Source organism: Promicromonospora xylanilytica (assembly GCF_054782895.1).
Genome location: NZ_BAAGRP010000007.1, coordinates 788384 through 804829, shown reverse-complemented (window position 1 = coordinate 804829; position 16446 = coordinate 788384). Strand labels below are relative to the sequence as shown.

At 70.8% G+C, this 16446-nt stretch carries 12 protein-coding genes; 9 read left to right on the top strand and 3 right to left on the bottom strand.

The window, feature by feature from the left end; all coding sequences use genetic code 11:
* Window positions 1-22 precede the first annotated feature (22 nt).
* Window positions 23-667 (top strand): dihydrofolate reductase family protein, encoded by a 645-nt coding sequence (locus tag ACYVK7_RS11415; protein ID WP_460887796.1) that lies wholly within the window; start codon window positions 23-25, stop codon window positions 665-667.
* A 32-nt stretch (window positions 668-699) separates the two neighbouring features.
* Here ACYVK7_RS11415 and ACYVK7_RS11410 read toward each other — a convergent pair whose 3' ends face one another.
* Together ACYVK7_RS11410 and ACYVK7_RS11405 are read right to left on the bottom strand one after the other, a co-directional pair.
* Window positions 700-1326 carry an antibiotic biosynthesis monooxygenase gene (locus ACYVK7_RS11410; protein ID WP_460887795.1) on the bottom strand — a complete coding sequence of 209 codons (627 nt, stop codon included), beginning with the start codon at window positions 1324-1326 and terminating at the stop codon, window positions 700-702.
* A gap of 134 nt (window positions 1327-1460) precedes the next feature.
* Window positions 1461-2459, bottom strand: coding sequence for a LacI family DNA-binding transcriptional regulator (locus ACYVK7_RS11405; protein WP_460887794.1), 999 nt, complete (start codon window positions 2457-2459; stop codon window positions 1461-1463).
* Between the two features lie 120 nt (window positions 2460-2579).
* On the opposite strand from ACYVK7_RS11405, the gene ACYVK7_RS11400 reads away from it, so the two are divergent.
* Genes ACYVK7_RS11400 through ACYVK7_RS11380 form a run of 5 tightly spaced genes read left to right on the top strand, consistent with a single transcriptional unit; the run spans window position 2580 to window position 8043 of the window.
* Entirely contained in the window at window positions 2580-3509 is a 930-nt protein-coding gene (locus ACYVK7_RS11400) for a carbohydrate ABC transporter permease (protein ID WP_460887793.1), read from the top strand.
* Window positions 3499-4434 (top strand): carbohydrate ABC transporter permease, encoded by a 936-nt coding sequence (locus ACYVK7_RS11395; protein ID WP_460887792.1) that lies wholly within the window; start codon window positions 3499-3501, stop codon window positions 4432-4434. Before ACYVK7_RS11400 ends, ACYVK7_RS11395 begins: the two co-directional genes overlap by 11 nt.
* A gap of 26 nt (window positions 4435-4460) precedes the next feature.
* Window positions 4461-5762 carry an ABC transporter substrate-binding protein gene (locus ACYVK7_RS11390; RefSeq protein ID WP_460887791.1) on the top strand — a complete coding sequence of 434 codons (1302 nt, stop codon included), beginning with the start codon at window positions 4461-4463 and terminating at the stop codon, window positions 5760-5762.
* Entirely contained in the window at window positions 5759-6934 is a 1176-nt protein-coding gene (locus ACYVK7_RS11385; RefSeq protein WP_460887790.1) for a Gfo/Idh/MocA family protein, read from the top strand. Before ACYVK7_RS11390 ends, ACYVK7_RS11385 begins: the two co-directional genes overlap by 4 nt.
* Window positions 6935-6969: 35 nt before the next feature.
* Window positions 6970-8043: a Gfo/Idh/MocA family protein gene (locus ACYVK7_RS11380; RefSeq protein ID WP_460887789.1), complete on the top strand. Its 1074-nt coding sequence runs from the start codon at window positions 6970-6972 to the stop codon at window positions 8041-8043.
* Window positions 8044-8114: 71 nt separating this feature from the next.
* On the opposite strand, the gene ACYVK7_RS11375 is transcribed toward ACYVK7_RS11380, so the two are convergent.
* The gene (locus ACYVK7_RS11375) at window positions 8115-9389 is read right to left on the bottom strand and encodes a glycerophosphodiester phosphodiesterase family protein (RefSeq protein ID WP_460887788.1); all 1275 of its coding nucleotides are present in this window, start codon (window positions 9387-9389) and stop codon (window positions 8115-8117) included.
* Window positions 9390-9568: 179 nt separating this feature from the next.
* Here ACYVK7_RS11375 and ACYVK7_RS11370 point away from each other — a divergent pair, with 179 nt between their 5' ends.
* The 3 genes from ACYVK7_RS11370 (at window position 9569) to ACYVK7_RS11360 (ending at window position 16422) form a co-directional block, all read left to right on the top strand.
* Window positions 9569-9901 carry an L-rhamnose mutarotase gene (locus ACYVK7_RS11370; protein ID WP_460887787.1) on the top strand — a complete coding sequence of 111 codons (333 nt, stop codon included), beginning with the start codon at window positions 9569-9571 and terminating at the stop codon, window positions 9899-9901.
* A 171-nt stretch (window positions 9902-10072) separates the two neighbouring features.
* Complete coding sequence (locus ACYVK7_RS11365; RefSeq protein WP_460887786.1) at window positions 10073-15544, top strand: metallophosphoesterase; 5472 nt, start codon at window positions 10073-10075, stop codon at window positions 15542-15544.
* A 59-nt stretch (window positions 15545-15603) separates the two neighbouring features.
* Window positions 15604-16422, top strand: a complete 819-nt coding sequence (locus ACYVK7_RS11360) for an ABC transporter ATP-binding protein (protein ID WP_460887785.1) — start codon at window positions 15604-15606, stop codon at window positions 16420-16422.
* Window positions 16423-16446 lie beyond the last annotated feature (24 nt).

Genomic DNA, 16446 nt, shown 5'->3' with positions numbered 1-16446 from the left:
TCGACGAGCACGGGAGCACATGATGGGCCTCATCGAGATCGAGCTGTTCGCCACCCTCGACCTGGTCGCGCAGGCGCCCGGCGGCCCCGACGAGGACCCGGCTGCGTTCCGGTTCGGCGGCTGGCAGGCACCCCTGCTGGACGACGTCGCCGGTGCGCAGATCGATGCCGCGTACCGGGGCACCGACGCACTGCTGCTCGGCCGCCGGACCTACGACATCTTCGCCGCCTACTGGCCGCACCAGGAGGGCGGCCAGGCCAACCAGATCGCCACGCTCTTCAACAGCGTGCCCAAGTACGTCGCCTCCCGCGGTACGCCCGACCTGCCGTGGGCAGGGTCCACCCAGCTCGGCCCCGACCTGCCTGCGGCCGTGCGGAAGATCCGCGACCGGCACGAGCACATCAAGGTCGTCGGGAGCCTCGACCTGGTCCAGACGCTCCTGCGCGAGCAGCTCTTCGACCGGCTCGACCTCTGGCTGTACCCGATCGTGCTCGGTGAGGGCAAGAAGGTCTTCGACGGCGGCGAGGTGCCCACGAACCTGACACTCCTCGAGCCGCCCGAGGCGGGCCCGAAGGGCGGGGTGCAGCTGCGCTACGGGCTGGCCGAAGGCACCCCGGCGACCGGGGACATGGCCGCGCCCGACCGCGGCGTGGGGCGCGAGGGCTGACCGCGCCACCGCGCTCGCGGCCGTGGGCGGCGTCACGCCATCTCTGGCACGTGGAGGTGCGCGAACGCGACCTCCAGCTCCTCCACGTCGTCGATCCTGGCGCCGAGCTCTCCGGCGACCCGTTCCCGGAGCCCGGCGGCGAGCGCACGGCTGGCCGCGACGGCGTCGCGGTCGTCGAAGGCCGCCGTGCTGACGACCCGGCCGGCCTCCCGGTCGACCATCAGGCTGGCGCTGCAGAACCCGTCGAGGTCCTGGATCTGCGGCAGCACCACCATCCGGTACGTGTCGATGGCGTTCTCGACCATGTCCCGGTCGCAGCTCAGCCAGGTGAGGCGGGCGCAACCGCCGTCGGGAACGGCGTGGTCGCGGTGGACGACGGCGACCTCCCACTCGTGGACGTACCTGCCGGACGCGGCGCCGAGGGCGCGCTCGGCACGGTCACGCAGCGGACGCACGGAGGTGGCGCTCGCCTGCATCGCGTCCTGGGACGACCACGCCGTCGTGGTGACACAACGGGCGGACTCGCGGTCGACCAGCATGGACATCCCGACGCAGCCGTCCATCGCGGAGACGGCGGGGAAGATCTCCTCGCGAACGATCCGCAGCCCGTCGTCGACAGCGGCGGGCTCGCCGTGGATCTCGGTGGTGCGTATGTACATGGCGGACTCCCTGTGTTCGTCAGCAGCGTCCGGACGGCGCCGCCGTCCCTTCTCACGCTCCGCCGCCGGGCGGCCTGGGTCAAGCCCGGTCCGGCGCGGATTTCCGGGTCAGGCGGGGTCGGGCCGGGGTCGGGTCAGGCCGGCGGCACCGCGGTGCCCGTCGACTCCCGCCAGACGATGTGCTGGAGGGCAGGCCCCCGTTCCGGCGGTTCCTCGCCGCGCAGTGCCGCGACGAGGAACCGCATCGCGTGGCGGCCGGCGGCCCGGAAGTCGACGTCGACCGTGGTGAGCGACGGCAGGGTGTAGGCACCGAACCGGGCGTTGTCCCAGCCGGTCACCACGATGTCCCCCGGTACGGACCATCCGCGCTCGGCGGCGCCGCGCAGGACACCGATGGCCAGGTCGTCGTTGGCCGCGATGACGGCGACGGGAGGCGTGTCCTCGGCCAGCGCGAGGACAGCCTGCCGGCCGGTCTCCGGCGGCCACTCCCCGCCGAGCACACCGAGCGACTCGACGCCGAGGCGCTCGACGGCGGCGAGGTAGGTCTCCTGCCGGGCACGCGCGGACGAGAACCCCTGCGGCCCCGCGACGTGCACGAACCGGCGGTGACCTGCCGCGGCGAGCGCACGGACGAACACCTCGATCAGGCCGGCGTCGGCCAGCTCGCCCACGCTCCGCATCTGGTCGTCGAACGCCGTCGCGGCCAGGACGGGCGGCGTCTCCCGGCCGTCCGACAGGGCTGAGCCGAGCACCGGCACGAAGGTCAGGATGCCCTCGTACTGCCCGCCGGCGGCCAGCTCGAGCACCCGTTCGGTCCGGTCCTCCACGGTGCCCTCGACGCTGTGGGTCTCCATGACGTAGCCGGCCTCGTCGGCCACCTGGCTCGCGCCGTTGAGCATGCGCATCTGGTTGTCGAAGGCGACGCCCATGATCACGGCGAGCCTGCCGGAGCGGCGGGTGCGCATCGACCGTGCGGCGAGGTTCGGGCGGTACCCGATCGAGTCGGCGACCTCCAGCACGCGCTCGCGGGTGGTGGGGGAGATCGCGCCCTTTCCCGTGAGGACGTAGGACACGGTGGTCTGCGAGACGCCGGCAATGCGCGCGACGTCGCGGCTCGTAGGCGGTATTGACACGCTCACATTCTCCATCCCCTTGACAGTGGTCCCGGCAGCCCCCAACCATAGTGACACGTATCAGTGACACGTATCACCTGGCCCGGATCTTGGGCCGCGACCCTCAAGGAGGAGGTGTCCATGTCTGTCGTCGAGCTGCACAAGCTGGCGCGCAGGTCCCCGCGTACCTCGCAGGCCACGCCGGACAACAAGGCGGCGCTCGCGTTTCTCGGGCCATGGGTGCTCGGCGCGCTCCTGCTCACGCTCGGCCCGGTCCTTGCGTCCCTCTACCTGGCGTTCACCGACTACAACCTGCTGCAGGACGCGAGCTGGGTCGGACTCGCCAACTTCGAGCGCATGCTCACCGATGTCCGGCTGCATCAGTCGTTGGTGGTCACCTTCGTCTACGTGCTCGTCGGGGTGCCTGGCCAGCTACTGGTGGCCCTCGCGCTCGCCCTGCTGCTCGACCGCGGGCTCCGTGGCCGCGCGATCTACCGCTCGGCGTTCTACCTGCCCAGCCTGCTGGGCGCCTCCGTGGCCATCGCGGTGCTGTGGCGCCTGGTGTTCGGGGGCGAAGGGCTCGTGAACGCGATGCTGGGCCTCGTCGGGATCAACACCACCACGAGCTGGATCGGCAGTCCCGACACGGCCCTCGGAACGATCATCCTGCTGCACATCTGGACCTTCGGGTCGCCGATGGTGATCTTCCTGGCCGGCCTGCGACAGATCCCGGTCGAGCTCTACGAGGCCGCCGCAACGGACGGGGCAGGGCCGTGGCGCCGGTTCCGCGCCGTCACGCTGCCGCTGCTGACCCCGATCATCTTCTTCAACCTCGTGCTGGCGACCATCAACTCGTTCTCGTCCTTCACCCAGGCGTTCATCGTCTCGGGTGGAACCGGCGGGCCGTCCGACTCGCTGCTCTTCTACACGCTCTACCTCTACCAGGAGGGCTTCTCGTCCTTCCGCATGGGCTACGCGTCGGCGCTGGCCTGGCTGCTCGTCCTGATCATCGGCGTGTTCACCGCCATCAACTTCTGGCTCTCGAAGTACTGGGTGCACTATGAAAACTGAGTCCACTACCCGACCCCGACCCCAGCCGCACCGGCCCACCGCCATCGCGAGGGCAGCACGTCCGGTCACGGACCGGCGTCCGGAGGGCCGCCAGGTCCGGCAGGTGCTCCGCAGGGTCGCGAAGCACGCGCTGCTCGTCCTGGGCGTCATCACCACGCTGTACCCGGTGCTCTGGATGGTGGTGAGCTCGCTGCGCCCGGACGGCGAGATCTTCGGCAACCCGTCACTGCTGCTGACGACGTTTCACGTCGAGAACTACGTCTACGGCTGGACGGCACTGGGCAGGCCCTTCAGCGTGTACCTGCTCAACTCGGCGCTCGTCGTGATCGGCTCGATCATCGGCAACCTCGTGAGCTGTTCGATGGCGGCCTACGCGTTCGCCCGCCTGCGGTTCCGGTTCCAGGGACCGGCGTTCGCCTACATGCTCGTCACGATCATGCTGCCCGTGCACGTCGTGATCGTGCCGCAGTACATCCTGTGGGCGCAGGCGGGGCTGGTGAACTCGTTCTGGCCGCTCATCGTGCCCAAGCTGCTGGCGACCGACGCGTTCTTCATCTTCCTCATGGTCCAGTTCATCCGCGGGCTGCCCCGCGAGCTCGACGAGGCGGCCCGCATCGACGGGGCAGGACACGGCCGGATCTTCTTCCTGATCATCCTGCCGCTGATGAAGCCGGCTCTGGCCACCACGGCGATCTTCACGTTCATCTGGACGTGGAACGACTTCTTCTCCCAGCTCATCTACCTGACCGACCCGCAGCAGTACACGGTCCCGATCGCTCTGCGCTCCTTCATCGACGCGCAGTCGAGCTCGTCGTTCGGCGGGATGTTCGCGATGAGCGTCGTCGCCATCGTGCCTCTCGTCCTCGCCTTCGCCCTCGGCCAGAAGTACCTGGTGCAGGGCATCGCCACCACCGGGCTCAAATGAGCCCCCGGACACGAAGGAACCCCGCCATGAACCGGATCCGCCGGACCGTCGTCGGCACCGTCGCCGCGACCATGACGCTCACGCTCGCCGCGTGCGGCGTCGCGCAGTCACAGGGATCGACCGAGCTCGCCGACGAGCCCGTCACGCTCCGCGCCACGTGGTGGGGCGGAGACACCCGCCATGCGCGTACCCAGGAGGTCTTCGACCTCTTCGAGGAGAAGCACCCCAACATCACCGTCGAACCGGAGTTCTCCGACTGGACCGGTTACTGGGAGAAGCTCGCGACCGCCACTGCCGGGGGCAACGCGGCCGACGTCATCCAGATGGACCAGCTCTACCTGGCCTCGTACGCCTCGCGTGGCAGTCTCGTCGACCTCGGCACCCTGCCCCAGCTCGACACGTCGGGCCTGGAGCAGCCGGTGCTGGACATGGGCGCGTGGCAGGGGGCTCTCTACGGGATGCCGATCTCGACCACCTCGACCGGCCTGCTCGTGAACACCGACCTGATCGAGGACGTCGGGGTCCCGCTGCCCGACACCTCCACCTGGGACTGGACCGAGTTCGAGACCTGGGCACAAGAGGTCACCGAGAAGTCGTCGGGTGACACCGTCGGCACCGGCATCATGAACAACGAGTTCGCCCTGCAGCTCTTCGCCCGCCAGCACGGAGACCGGCTGTTCTCCGAGGACGACATCGTGATCAAGCCCGAGACGCTGACCGCCTTCTTCCAGCTCGCCCTCGACTGGACGTCGGGCGGCGCCGCCGCACCGGCGTCCAACCAGGCGGAGTCGACCGGCCTGGCGCTCGACCAGACACCGTTCGCGACCGGCAAGACCGCGGCCGTCTTCACGCCCTCGACCATGATCACCGCGTACGCGGCGGCCAGCGGCGCCGAGCTCGAGCTGGTACCCCTGCCGACCCCCGACGAGGACACCACGAAGTACGACTACTTCAAGCCCGGGATGTACTGGTCGGTGTCGTCCAAGTCGGAGCACCCCGCCGAGGCAGCGCTGCTCGTCGACTTCCTGGTGAACGACCCCGAGGCGGCCAAGATCATCGGCACGGAGCGGGGTATCCCGGCCAACGCCCAGACGCTCGAGTCGCTCGGCCAGGACCTCACGCCCGAGGAGCGGAAGGCCGCCGACTTCGCCGAGCAGCGTGCGCCGCACCTGGGCGAGGCGCCGGCGATCGTCCCGAACGGCGCCTCCGACATCGACACGATCCTGCAGCGCTACCTGCAGGAGGTCATGTTCGAGGAGCTGACACCGCTGGACGCGGCCGACGCGATGATCGCCGAGGTCCAGAGCTCCACCCAGGCTGCCAAGTGACCGGAGGAAACGTGCTCAAGATCGGCATCATCGGGACCGGTGGGATCGCCCGCACCCACATCGACGGCTATCGACGGTTCCCCGCCGAGTGCGAGGTCGTCGCCCTGTGCGACATCGCGCCGGGCAAGGCCGACGCCACCCGCGCCGAGCTCGGCCTTCCGGCGGCTCGGACGTACGAGCGGGCCGAGGACCTGCTCGCGGCCGAGGACCTGGACCTGGTCAGCATCGCGACGCCGCCGTCCACCCACGCCGAGCTGACGATCGCCGCCCTGCGAGCCGGCGTCGACGTGCTCGTCGAGAAGCCGATGGCGCCGTCGCTCGAGGAGTGCGACGCGATGATCGCGGCCGCCACCGAGAACGACCGGATCCTGTCCGTCGTCGCACAGAACCGGTTCCGCGACGACCTGGCCACGCTCAAGGAGGTGCTCGACTCGGGCCTGATCGGCGCCGTCTCCCACGCGCAGGTCTCGTCCGCCTGGTGGCGCGGCACCGCGTACTACGACCTGTGGTGGCGTGGCACGTGGGAGTCGGAGGGCGGTGGGTGCACGCTCAACCACGCCATCCACCACCTGGACCTCACCGCGTGGATGCTCGGCGAACCCCGCGCCGTCACCGCCGTACTGACCAACGCCGCGCACGAGAACTCCGAGGTCGAGGACCTGTCGGTCGCCGTCCTGCAGTACGACCGCGCGCTCGCCGAGGTGACCAGCTCGGTGGTGCACCACGGCGAGGAACAGGCGATCGTCGTCCAGGGCCGACACGCGCGGGTGTCCCAACCATGGAAGGTGGTCGCCGACGTCGCGGAGCCCAACGGCTTCCCGGCCTCCGGCGGAGACCCCGCGCGCGTCGCCAAGATCGAGGCGCTCGCCGCCTCGCACACCCCGCTGGAGCACGAGGGGCACGCGGGACAGATCGGCGACATGCTCGGGGCGGTACGGGACCGGCGGCGTCCCGCCGTCGACGGATCGGAGGGCCGCCGCGCCATCGAGCTCGTCACCGCGATCTACGTGGCGGGGATCGAGCGGCGCACCGTCGACCTGCCCCTGCCGGCGGCCGACCTCTACTATCGCGCGGGAACGCTCGTCCGGCGCGCCCCGCGCTTCTTCGAGAAGACGGCGGCGGTGGCCGCCCTGCCCGGCGAGATCACCGTCGGCAGCAGCAGCGACGACTGACCCGTTCCGAGAGACGTTCGAGAGAAAGAGGCCTCATGACGAAGACCAGCGGCGCCGCCTACGCGCCGGAGCCTGTCCCCGATCCGGTCGTGAAGTCCGGCGACTTCCCCTTCGCCGCGGTGCGCCTGGACCACGGGCACATCTACGGCATGTGCGAGGGCCTTGCCGGCGCCGGCGGGACCCTCAAGTGGGTGTACGACCCGGACCCCGCGAAGGTGGCGGCGTTCCGCGACAAGTTCCCGGACGTGCGGGTGGCGCGCAGCGAGGACGAGGTGCTCGACGACGACGAGGTCCGCCTCGTCGCCGGTGCGGCGGTCACGTCGGAACGGTGCGCACTCGGCCTGCGCGCCATCGAGGCGGGCAAGGACTACTTCACCGACAAGGCACCGCTGACGACCCTGGAGCAGCTCGCGGCGGCTCGGGAGGCGACCGCGAGGACCGGGCGCAAGTACGCCGTCTACTACTCCGAGCGGATCCACGTCGAGGCAGCGGTGCTGGCCGGCCAGCTCATCGACCAGGGAGCGATCGGCCGGGTGCTGCAGGTGATGGGGCTCGGCCCGCACCGCCTGGGCACCGGCCGTCCCGACTGGTTCTTCGAGAAGGAGAAGTACGGCGGGATCCTCTGTGACATCGGTAGCCACAACTTCGAGCAGATGCTGCACTTCGCCGGCGCCAAGGACGCCGAGGTCGGGTATTCGGCGATCGCGAACTACCACCACCCCGAGCACCCGGGGCTCGACGACTTCGGCGAGGCGACGATCGTCATGGACAACGGGGCCAGCGGCTACTGCCGCGTCGACTGGTTCACCCCGGACGGCCTGAGCACGTGGGGCGACGGACGTACCTTCGTGCTGGGCACCGATGGGTACGTCGAGCTGCGCAAGTACGCCAACATCGGCACCGACGAGGGCCCTGGTCACGTGTTCCTCGTCGACGGCAAGGGTGAGCACCACCTCGTCGCGGACGGGAACGTGGGCTTCCCGTTCTTCGGCCAGCTCATCCTCGACTGCCTCGAGCGCACGGAGTCCGCGATGACCCAGGAGCACGCGTTCAAGGCCGCCGAGCTCAGCGTGCTGGCCCAGCGGGGGGCGCGGGTCCTCACGCCGTGAGCCACCGCCTGCCCGCCCGGTGCGCCGGGCGGGCAGGCGGCTCGACGACAGGCCGAGGCTGCCGTCCCGGCTCAGGGCGCCGTGACGTGCGTGATGCTCACGATGTCGCCGCTGGGGTCGTAGAGGTAGGCGTGCTCCGTGCCGCTGTTGCCGAGCACGGCGCTCGTCCGCCCGTCGTACGTCGCGTCGGCGCGGTCGGTTCCCGGGCCGACGTAGACCCGGTAGAGGCTGCCGGGGTCGATCACCGCACCGTCGGCTACGCGCAGCACGGCGTTGCCGTAGTCGCGGACCACGTAGCCGGTGAGGTCGACGGGACGGTCGGAGGTGTTGCGCAGCACCACGTGCTCGCCGTTCTCGGGCTGGAGGTCGTCCCCCGGCGCGTCGGCGACGATCTTGTCGATGACGACGTCGCCGGCGCGCCGGAACGGGTCCTTGCCCGCGAGGACGGCACGGGCGACGTCGGGCACGTTCGTGAAGGCGACGTCGTACCCCTGGTCGGCGGCCATCTCGATCAGGACGGGGCTGTCGTCGACCTCGCTGACCACCTCCAGCCCGAAGGACTGCGCGCGGGCGACCTGCGTCGCGGTGGTCCGCGCCGGGTGCGCAGCGACGGCATCGGCCCAGGTGGCGAGCTCCGCCAGCACGTCGTCGTCGGCGTTGAAGTAGGTGTAGCCGCTGGCCAGGGCGAACAGCGGCACGTCGGGGAGCAGGGCGTCGAGCTCGCGCAGGGCGGGCTCGCTGAACGACTGCACGTAGATGAGCGGGGCGCCGTTCCTGGCCCGCAGATCCTGCGTGTAGCCCCAGTGCCGCAGCTCGTCGGCCACGTTGCGCACGATCCCCGGGTACAGGTCGGGGTTCTTGATCTCCGGTGCCAGCCCGGCCCGTCCGTCGTTGAGGGCGAACCACTCGCGCATCGTGAGGATCTTCTCCCCGGCGTGGGCGGGGGAGAACCACGAGCCGGCGTCGAGCTGCCTGATCTCCTCCAGGGTGAAGTCGCGGACGTTCCACGGCGCGCGGTCCGGGAACACCTCCTCGACGTCGGTGGTCCGGCTCAGGGTGTCGTCGTGGATGACGACGAGCTCCCCGTCCTTGGTCTGGGCGATGTCGCCCTCGAGCACGCCCGCGCGGTCGGCGAGCGCGCGCTGGTAGGCGGCGGTGGTCTCCTCCGGCGTGACCTTCGACGCGCCACGGTGCGCCCAGACCACCGGCGCGTCCGGCTTCGTGTGTGGTTCGGACCCGCTGGCGGGCGGCGTGCCCTCGCCGGGGGCCGCGAGCGCGGCGGTCAGTGCGAGTGCGGCAGCGGCTGCTGCCGCCGCGTGCGTGGCGCGTGCGAAGGTCAGACGCATGGTGGGACGTCCCCCGTGGTCGTTCGAGATCAGGTCGACCCGGACGCTAGGCCGCGGACGTGAACTGCCCCGTGCGTGGTCGTGAACGGGTGCTGAATGGCGCTCTGCCCGCCTGGTAGCGTGCCGACCTCACCGAACCGGCGACACGGTCGGCGGCCCGAAGGGGAGTGATCTCGACGATGGCGTTGGAGCGACACGGACTCGTGGTCGACGTGGTCCCGGAGAAGCGCGAGGAGTACCTGCGGCTGCACGCGGCGGTCTGGCCGCAGGTCGAGGCGACCCTCCAGGCCTGCAACGTGCACAACTACACGATCTTCGTGCTGGAGAACACGCTGTTCGCCTACTACGAGTACACGGGCTCGGACCACGCGGCCGACATGGCGCGGATCGCGCAGGACCCGGTCACGCGGGAGTGGTGGACGCACACCGACCCGTGCCAGACCCCGTTCGGGAAGGACGCCGCTCCCGGCGACACGTGGCGGGACATGCGGGAGGTCTGGCACCTGGAGTAGGCGCCTGTCCGACCCGGACCGCGCGGGAGCGGGTGAAGTCTGCCCGGCAGCCCGAGTGTTACCGGCCCTTTCGGGACCGGTTCATCCCGGGTTCACCCGGCCTGCCGATGCTGTGGACGCTCGTGGCCCGTGCGCCACCTGCCCCCATTGCACAGCGGCAAGGAGTCTGGGATGTTCGGTCATCGTCGTGCGGCAAGCCGCTGGACCCGAGGGGTGGGGGCTGGCCTCGCGGGGGCCTTCGTCCTCACGTCGCTCAACCCGGTGGCCGGGGCGGTCGCGGCGGAGCCCGACGACGCCGCGGCGCACCCGACGTTCCTCGGCAGCACGTTGTACACCGGTGAGTTCCACTCGCACACCTCGGTCAGCGACGGCGTGCAGCTGCCCCCCGACGCCTTCGGCCACGTGCACGAGGAGACCGACGCGGACTTCTTCACCGTCTCCGAGCACGACGTGATGTGGGACATCCGCAACGGCGACGACTTCATCACCGACCCGGCCCAGGCCGACTCCACCGAGTGGCGGCGGGTGCACGAGCAGGCCGAGGAGTTCAACGCGGCGCAGGACGACCTCGTGGCCATCCCGTCCATCGAGAACACCTGGTACGACGGGACCGGGCACATCAACACGTTCAACGCCCCCTGGCACGTGACCGCCCGGGCGACGTCGAAGGGCTCCGTCGACGGGTTCACGAACTCGTTCGGTACCGGCGACATGAAGTATGACCTGTACACCTACTTCGCCCGCCTCAAGCAGGACCAGGACGCGATCGGCCAGTTCAACCACCCGAGCCCGACGTCGAAGGGCAACTTCTTCGGCTTCAACGGCCTCACTGAGCAGGTCGACGCGAGCATGGGGCTCATCGAGGTGAAGTCGGCCGGCCAGGCGTCCCAGTACCAGGACGCCCTGGACAAGGGATGGCATCTCGGGCCCGTCTACAGCGGCGACGAGCACAGTGCGACGTGGGTCTCCGGCAACCCTGCCATCACCGGTGTGTGGGCGACGGACAAGTCGCCCGAAGGCCTCTACGCGGCGATGCGGAACCGCAGCACGTACTCCACGCTCGACGTCAACGCCCAGCTCGGGTTCGGCGCGAACGGCCGCCTCATGGGCTCGATCCTGCCCGGTGACACCCCCGAGATCGACGTCGAGGTCTGGCTCAAGGACCCGGACACCGCCGCGGCCGACCGGTTCACCTCGGTCACGCTGATCACGAACGACGGCGCGGTCGCGCACGACTTCGGAGACCCGGGCAGCAACGACGTCACGTTCGACGTGACGATTCCGGCCGACGACGGCGACTTCTTCTACGTCCGCGCCGAACAGGCCGACGGCAACCACGTCATCTCGGCGCCGGTCTGGGTCGGCGACAGGGTGCGCGGCGCGAACTACGCCCCAACCATCACCGTCCCCGATACGGTCCCGGCGACCGCGAGCTACGGCGACACCATCGAGCTGCCCGCCGCGACCGCGACCGACGATTCCGGTACGAAGCCGACGGTCGCCTACGAGGTGTTCGACTCGCGCGGCGAGGTCCCCGTGGTGGACGGGGCGTTCGAGATCCGCTCGTACGACGACGCGTTCGTGGTCGTCAAGGCCACCGACGACCAGGGGAACGTCTCCGCCGAGCTGGTCCGCGTCACGGTCGCCCAGGACGAGCTCGACCCGGCCGGCGTCTTCCAGCACTTCGGTTCCACCGCCGTCGTCGCCCAGCAGCCGGGCGGCGCCGGCCTCGCGGTCTCCACCGACCGCCGCATCGCCACGGTCTACGCACAGGTGCGCGAGGCCGGAGCAGGCTCCTGGTCCGACGCCGAGGTGCTGACCTCCGTGGACGACGAGGCGTACGAGGTCGACGCCGTCGGCAACGACGAGCCGGAGTACCAGCACTCGATCACCGGGCAGACCCTGCGCGGCCACGAGTTCGACGTCACCGGTCTGGTCGAGGGCATGTCCTACGAGTACCGCTTCGGCGTCGCCGTCGAGGGGCAGGCGCCGGCCGCGGACGATGCCGGCGCGTGGACGGGTATCAAGGGGGAGCTCGTCGCCGGTGGCGCGGCCGACGAGCCGCTGTACTGGCTCGGCGACCTCCAGGCGAGCAGCCACGACGCCGCCGACGTCGGGCTGCTGCGCGACGTGCTGGACCGGCTGCGCACCGAGGCGCCGGGCGGTACCACGCTCGTGCAGACCGGTGACCTGGTCGACAACGGGGGCCGGGGACAGTACTGGGACGAGGCCGCCGACCACGTCTTCGACGGCCTGGACCTGCAGTACGCGCCAGTCGTTGGCAACCACGAGACCTACGGCGACCTGGACTACGACTCGTTCACCGAGGACCGCGCCAAGATCTTCTCGAACATGTTCGCCACGCCCGACAACGGCGTGGTCGGGGAGAGCAACTACTCCTTCGACCGCGGCGACGTGCACGTCGCGGTGCTCAACTCGAACATCGACCTGGACCGGCAGCTCACCTGGCTCAAGGACGACATCCGCTCCTCGACCTCGAGGTGGAACGTCGTCACCGGCCACTTTTCCTACTACGGCGGCCGCCACGCCGACGACGCGAGCGTGGCGGCCGACCGGTCCGAGGTCACCAAGGTCCTCGCCGATCTCGGCGTCGACCTCTACCTCGGTGGGCACGACCACGTCTACAAGCGCTCCACGATCTACGACGGCCGGCTCGCCGCCACCGAGCGGGAGGAGGTGCTCGGCACCACGTACGTCACGCTGGGCTCGGCCGGCCCCAAGTTCTACGACAACACGGCGCACTGGTGGGACGACGTCGTCTTCGACGAGGACACCCAGGTCGGCACCGTGATGACAGCCGACGACGACGGCCTGGAGCTGACCACCTACACGCTCGACGGCCGCGTGGTCGACAGTCACACGGTCCGCAAGCCCACGGGGGAGTGGGCGCTCGGCTCGGTCGAGGTCGACCCCCGGACCCGGACCGTCGACGGCGTGGGCGTGCGCTCCTTCGAGGGCAGCCGCGACTCGCTGGCCGTCGCCGTCGGCACGTACGACGCCGACCAGGAGCGGCTGCGTGACCTGCGCGTGACGCAGGTCGAGCTCGACCACCGCGGCCGGGAGCAGTACGTCGAGCTCGACACGCCTCTGCCGGTCGACCCGAGCGACACCGTCAAGGCGTTCGTGTGGGACAGCCTTGCGGGCGGTATGCCGCTGCGGCCCGCCGTCACCGTCCGCGAGGGGATCGCCGGCAGCGGGACGGCCGAGGACCCGTATCTGCTCGAGACCGCCGACGACCTGCCGAAGATCGCGAACGACCCGGCCGGCCACTACCGGCTGGAGGCCGACCTCGACCTGTCGGGCGTCGCCATGGACCAGCTCGGCCGTGGTGCCGACTTCGAGGGCACGCTGGACGGCGCCGGCCACACCATCAGGGGTTATACGGCCCCGGCCGACCAGGGCACCGGCCTGTTCGCCGCGAACCACGGCACGATCAGGAACCTCGCGGTCGAGGGAGACGTCACCAACGACAAGACCACGGCGGGGCTCCTCGCCGACCTGAACCACGGCATCATCGAGAACGTCCGCACCGCGGGCCGGATCACCGCAAGGCAGCGCGTCGGCGGGATCGTCGGCGACTCCTACGGCGTCGTGCGGAACAGCTACTCGTCGGCCGACGTCCGGGCCGCCGCCCTGTACTCGGGCGGCGTCGTCGCGATCGCCATGGGCGGCTCGGTGACGGAGAACGTGTTCGCCACCGGCCACGTCTCCGCCGACACCCGCAACGCCGGCGGCGTGGTCGGGTACGGCTACGACGAGACGGCCGTCCACCACGTGGTCTCGATCAACGCCTCGGTCACCTCGCCGTCGTTCACGCACGGCGTCGTCGGGCGTGTGGGTGACGGCCAGGTGGCCGACCTCCAGGACAACTGGACCAGCGCTGCCACCCCCGTCTCCGCGCCGTACCTCACCGAGCCCGGCTCGCCCACGAACTGGAAGGGCGGCGTGGCCCCGGTGTCCGAGGTCCGCACGCGGGCGTTCTACGAGGCCCGCGGCTGGGACTTCGCCACCGTGTGGGACTGGAGTGCCACCGGTCTGCGGCCCGTCCTGCGCGCGGTGCCGGAGGAGGTGGCCTCGGTCCCGGCCCCGGACCTGCCTACCGACGAGCGCGGCTTCCACGTGATCGACAGCCCCGACGACCTCGCCGAGCTGCGCGAGTTCGGCGCGTACGACTACGTGCTGGGAGCGGACCTCGACCTGTCCGAGGTGGCGTACGAGACACCCACGGTGCCGTTGCTCGGAGAGCTCGACGGCGCTGGCCACACCATCACCGGCCTGACCAGCAGCACCGGCGGACTGCTCGGCACGGTCGGCGGCTACGTGCACGACCTGGCGGTCGTCGACGCGTCGGTGACCAAGGACGGGCAGGGCGCGGGCATCCTCGCGGCCGGCCTCGCGGACGACGGTGTGGTCGAGCGCGTGTACGTCACCGGCTCCGTCACCGCACGCACGTACGCGGGCGGCCTCGTCGGATCGTCGTTCGGCACCATCCGCGACGTCTACTCGACCGCCGCGGTGGCCACGACCACCGGAAACTACGCGGGCGGCCTCATCGGCGTCGACGACTCACGGAGCCTGCTCGAGAACAGCTACGCCACCGGCACGGTGGCCTCGGGCGGCACGACGGCGGGCGGGCTGACCGGGTACTGCCGCGACTCCACCTGCGAGGTGCGTGACAGCTTCGCGCTCAACCCGAGCGTGACCGCGTCGTCGATCGCGCACCGCGTCGTCGCCCGCGCCGCCGGTGGCCAGACGGCGACGCTCGCGAACAACTACGCCGTCGAGTCGATGACGTGGGGCGTGCAGTCCGTGCCCGCGACGGGGCCGGCCACGCTGAACGGTGAGACCAAGAGCGTCGCGGCCGCCCAGGACGTCACCACGTGGGACGAGGGGCTGGGCTGGGACTTCGAGTCGGTGTGGCGGTGGGACGAGAACTTGCGGCGTCCGGTCCTGCGCGGCGTCTCCCCGAGCGCACCAGGCACCGAGGGAGCCGGGACGGTCCGCGCGACGGCACCGATGTCGGCTCCGCGCACGGTGCAGGTGGTGGACGCCGACGGCGTCGCGATCTCGCACGAGGTGATCGCGGCCGACGGGCCCGCCGTGACGCTGGCGTTGCGGGCGGGCGCCGCCGCAGCGGGACAGCAGCTGTCGGTACTGGTCCAGGACCGTGGCTCAGACCTGGAGCGCCCCACGGCGGAGTCGGTCGTGTACCTCAACGAGGTCACGCTCGACGAGGCCGGGAACGCGGAGATCTCGATCGTGCTGCCCGACGGTGACGCGAGCGGCTACGACCTGGCGGCGAACTCCGAGGGCGCCGAGGCGCGGTACTCGAGTGGCTTCGAGCCGCCGCTGCGCACCTCGGTCCCGGTGATCACGTCGGACGACGGCAAGGGCCGGATCAGGCCGGGGGCATGGCTCTCGGTCGAGGTGGGCCACTGGTACCCGGCTCCGGACCTCTCCTACCAGTGGCTGGCGGACGGTGCGCCGATCGACGGAGCGACCGGCGAGCGGTTCCACCTCATCGGGCGCTGGAAGGGCCACGAGATCACCGTCGAGGTCACCGGCACGCTCGACGGCTACCGGACCGCCACGGTCGGGTCGGAGGCCGTTCGGACCAGCTGAGACCTGCCCGTGATGGACGCTTGTCCGGATCACTCGCGGATAAGGTTAGGCTTACCTGCGTGACTCCTACTGCTCTCCGTGGCGACGGCCTCGTGCTGGGCTACCAGCGCACCACCGTCGTGCACGGTGTCGCCGTGCACCTGACGCCGGGCGTCGTGACCGCCCTCGTGGGACCCAACGGGTCCGGCAAGTCGACGGTGCTCCGCTCGCTCGCACGCCTGCACCCGGTGCTGCAGGGCACGGTCAACCTCGGCGCCACCGCGGACGACGCCGTGGACGCCGCGCCGCTGTCCGCACGCGAGTTCGCCCGCCGCGTCACGCTGCTCGCCCAGTCCCGTCCGCACCCGGCCGGGCTGGAGGTGCGCGACGTCGTGGCGTTCGGTCGGCACCCGCACCGCCGGCGGTTCGCCCCGCTCGCCGATGGCGACCACGCCGCGATCGACCGGGCGATGGACATCACGGGTGTCGCCGCCATGGCGCGCCGGGGCGTCGACCAGCTCTCCGGCGGCGAGCTGCAGCGCGTGTGGCTGGCCACCTGCCTGGCCCAGGAGACCGGCGTCGTGCTGCTGGACGAGCCCACCAACCACCTCGACCTGCGCTACCAGGTCGAGACGCTCGACCTGGTGCGCGACCTCGCCGAGGAGCACGGCACCGCCGTCGGCATCGTGCTGCACGACCTGGACCACGCCGCCTCCGTCGCCGACGACGTCGTCCTGCTGCACCAGGGCCGCGTGCTCGCCGCCGGGCCGCCCGCGCAGGTCTTCACGGCCGAGCACCTGTCGCTCGCCTACGGCCTGCCCATCGACGTCACCACCGACCCCGGCACCGGGCGGGTCCGCGTGCATCCACGCGGCCGTCACCACGGCCGGACCCGCTGAGACCACCACCATCCCACCGGCCGC

What these genes read in the sequence shown, in the direction of transcription:
- ACYVK7_RS11375 (WP_460887788.1), bottom strand. Translation starts at nt 9,389, where the DNA reads ATGCGTCTGACCTTCGCACGCGCCACGCACGCGGCGGCAGCAGCCGCT.
- ACYVK7_RS11415 (WP_460887796.1), top strand. Translation starts at nt 23, where the DNA reads ATGGGCCTCATCGAGATCGAGCTGTTCGCCACCCTCGACCTGGTCGCG.
- ACYVK7_RS11370 (WP_460887787.1), top strand. Translation starts at nt 9,569, where the DNA reads ATGGCGTTGGAGCGACACGGACTCGTGGTCGACGTGGTCCCGGAGAAG.
- ACYVK7_RS11390 (WP_460887791.1), top strand. Translation starts at nt 4,461, where the DNA reads ATGAACCGGATCCGCCGGACCGTCGTCGGCACCGTCGCCGCGACCATG.
- ACYVK7_RS11380 (WP_460887789.1), top strand. Translation starts at nt 6,970, where the DNA reads ATGACGAAGACCAGCGGCGCCGCCTACGCGCCGGAGCCTGTCCCCGAT.
- ACYVK7_RS11410 (WP_460887795.1), bottom strand. Translation starts at nt 1,326, where the DNA reads ATGTACATACGCACCACCGAGATCCACGGCGAGCCCGCCGCTGTCGAC.
- ACYVK7_RS11395 (WP_460887792.1), top strand. Translation starts at nt 3,499, where the DNA reads ATGAAAACTGAGTCCACTACCCGACCCCGACCCCAGCCGCACCGGCCC.
- ACYVK7_RS11400 (WP_460887793.1), top strand. Translation starts at nt 2,580, where the DNA reads ATGTCTGTCGTCGAGCTGCACAAGCTGGCGCGCAGGTCCCCGCGTACC.
- ACYVK7_RS11365 (WP_460887786.1), top strand. Translation starts at nt 10,073, where the DNA reads ATGTTCGGTCATCGTCGTGCGGCAAGCCGCTGGACCCGAGGGGTGGGG.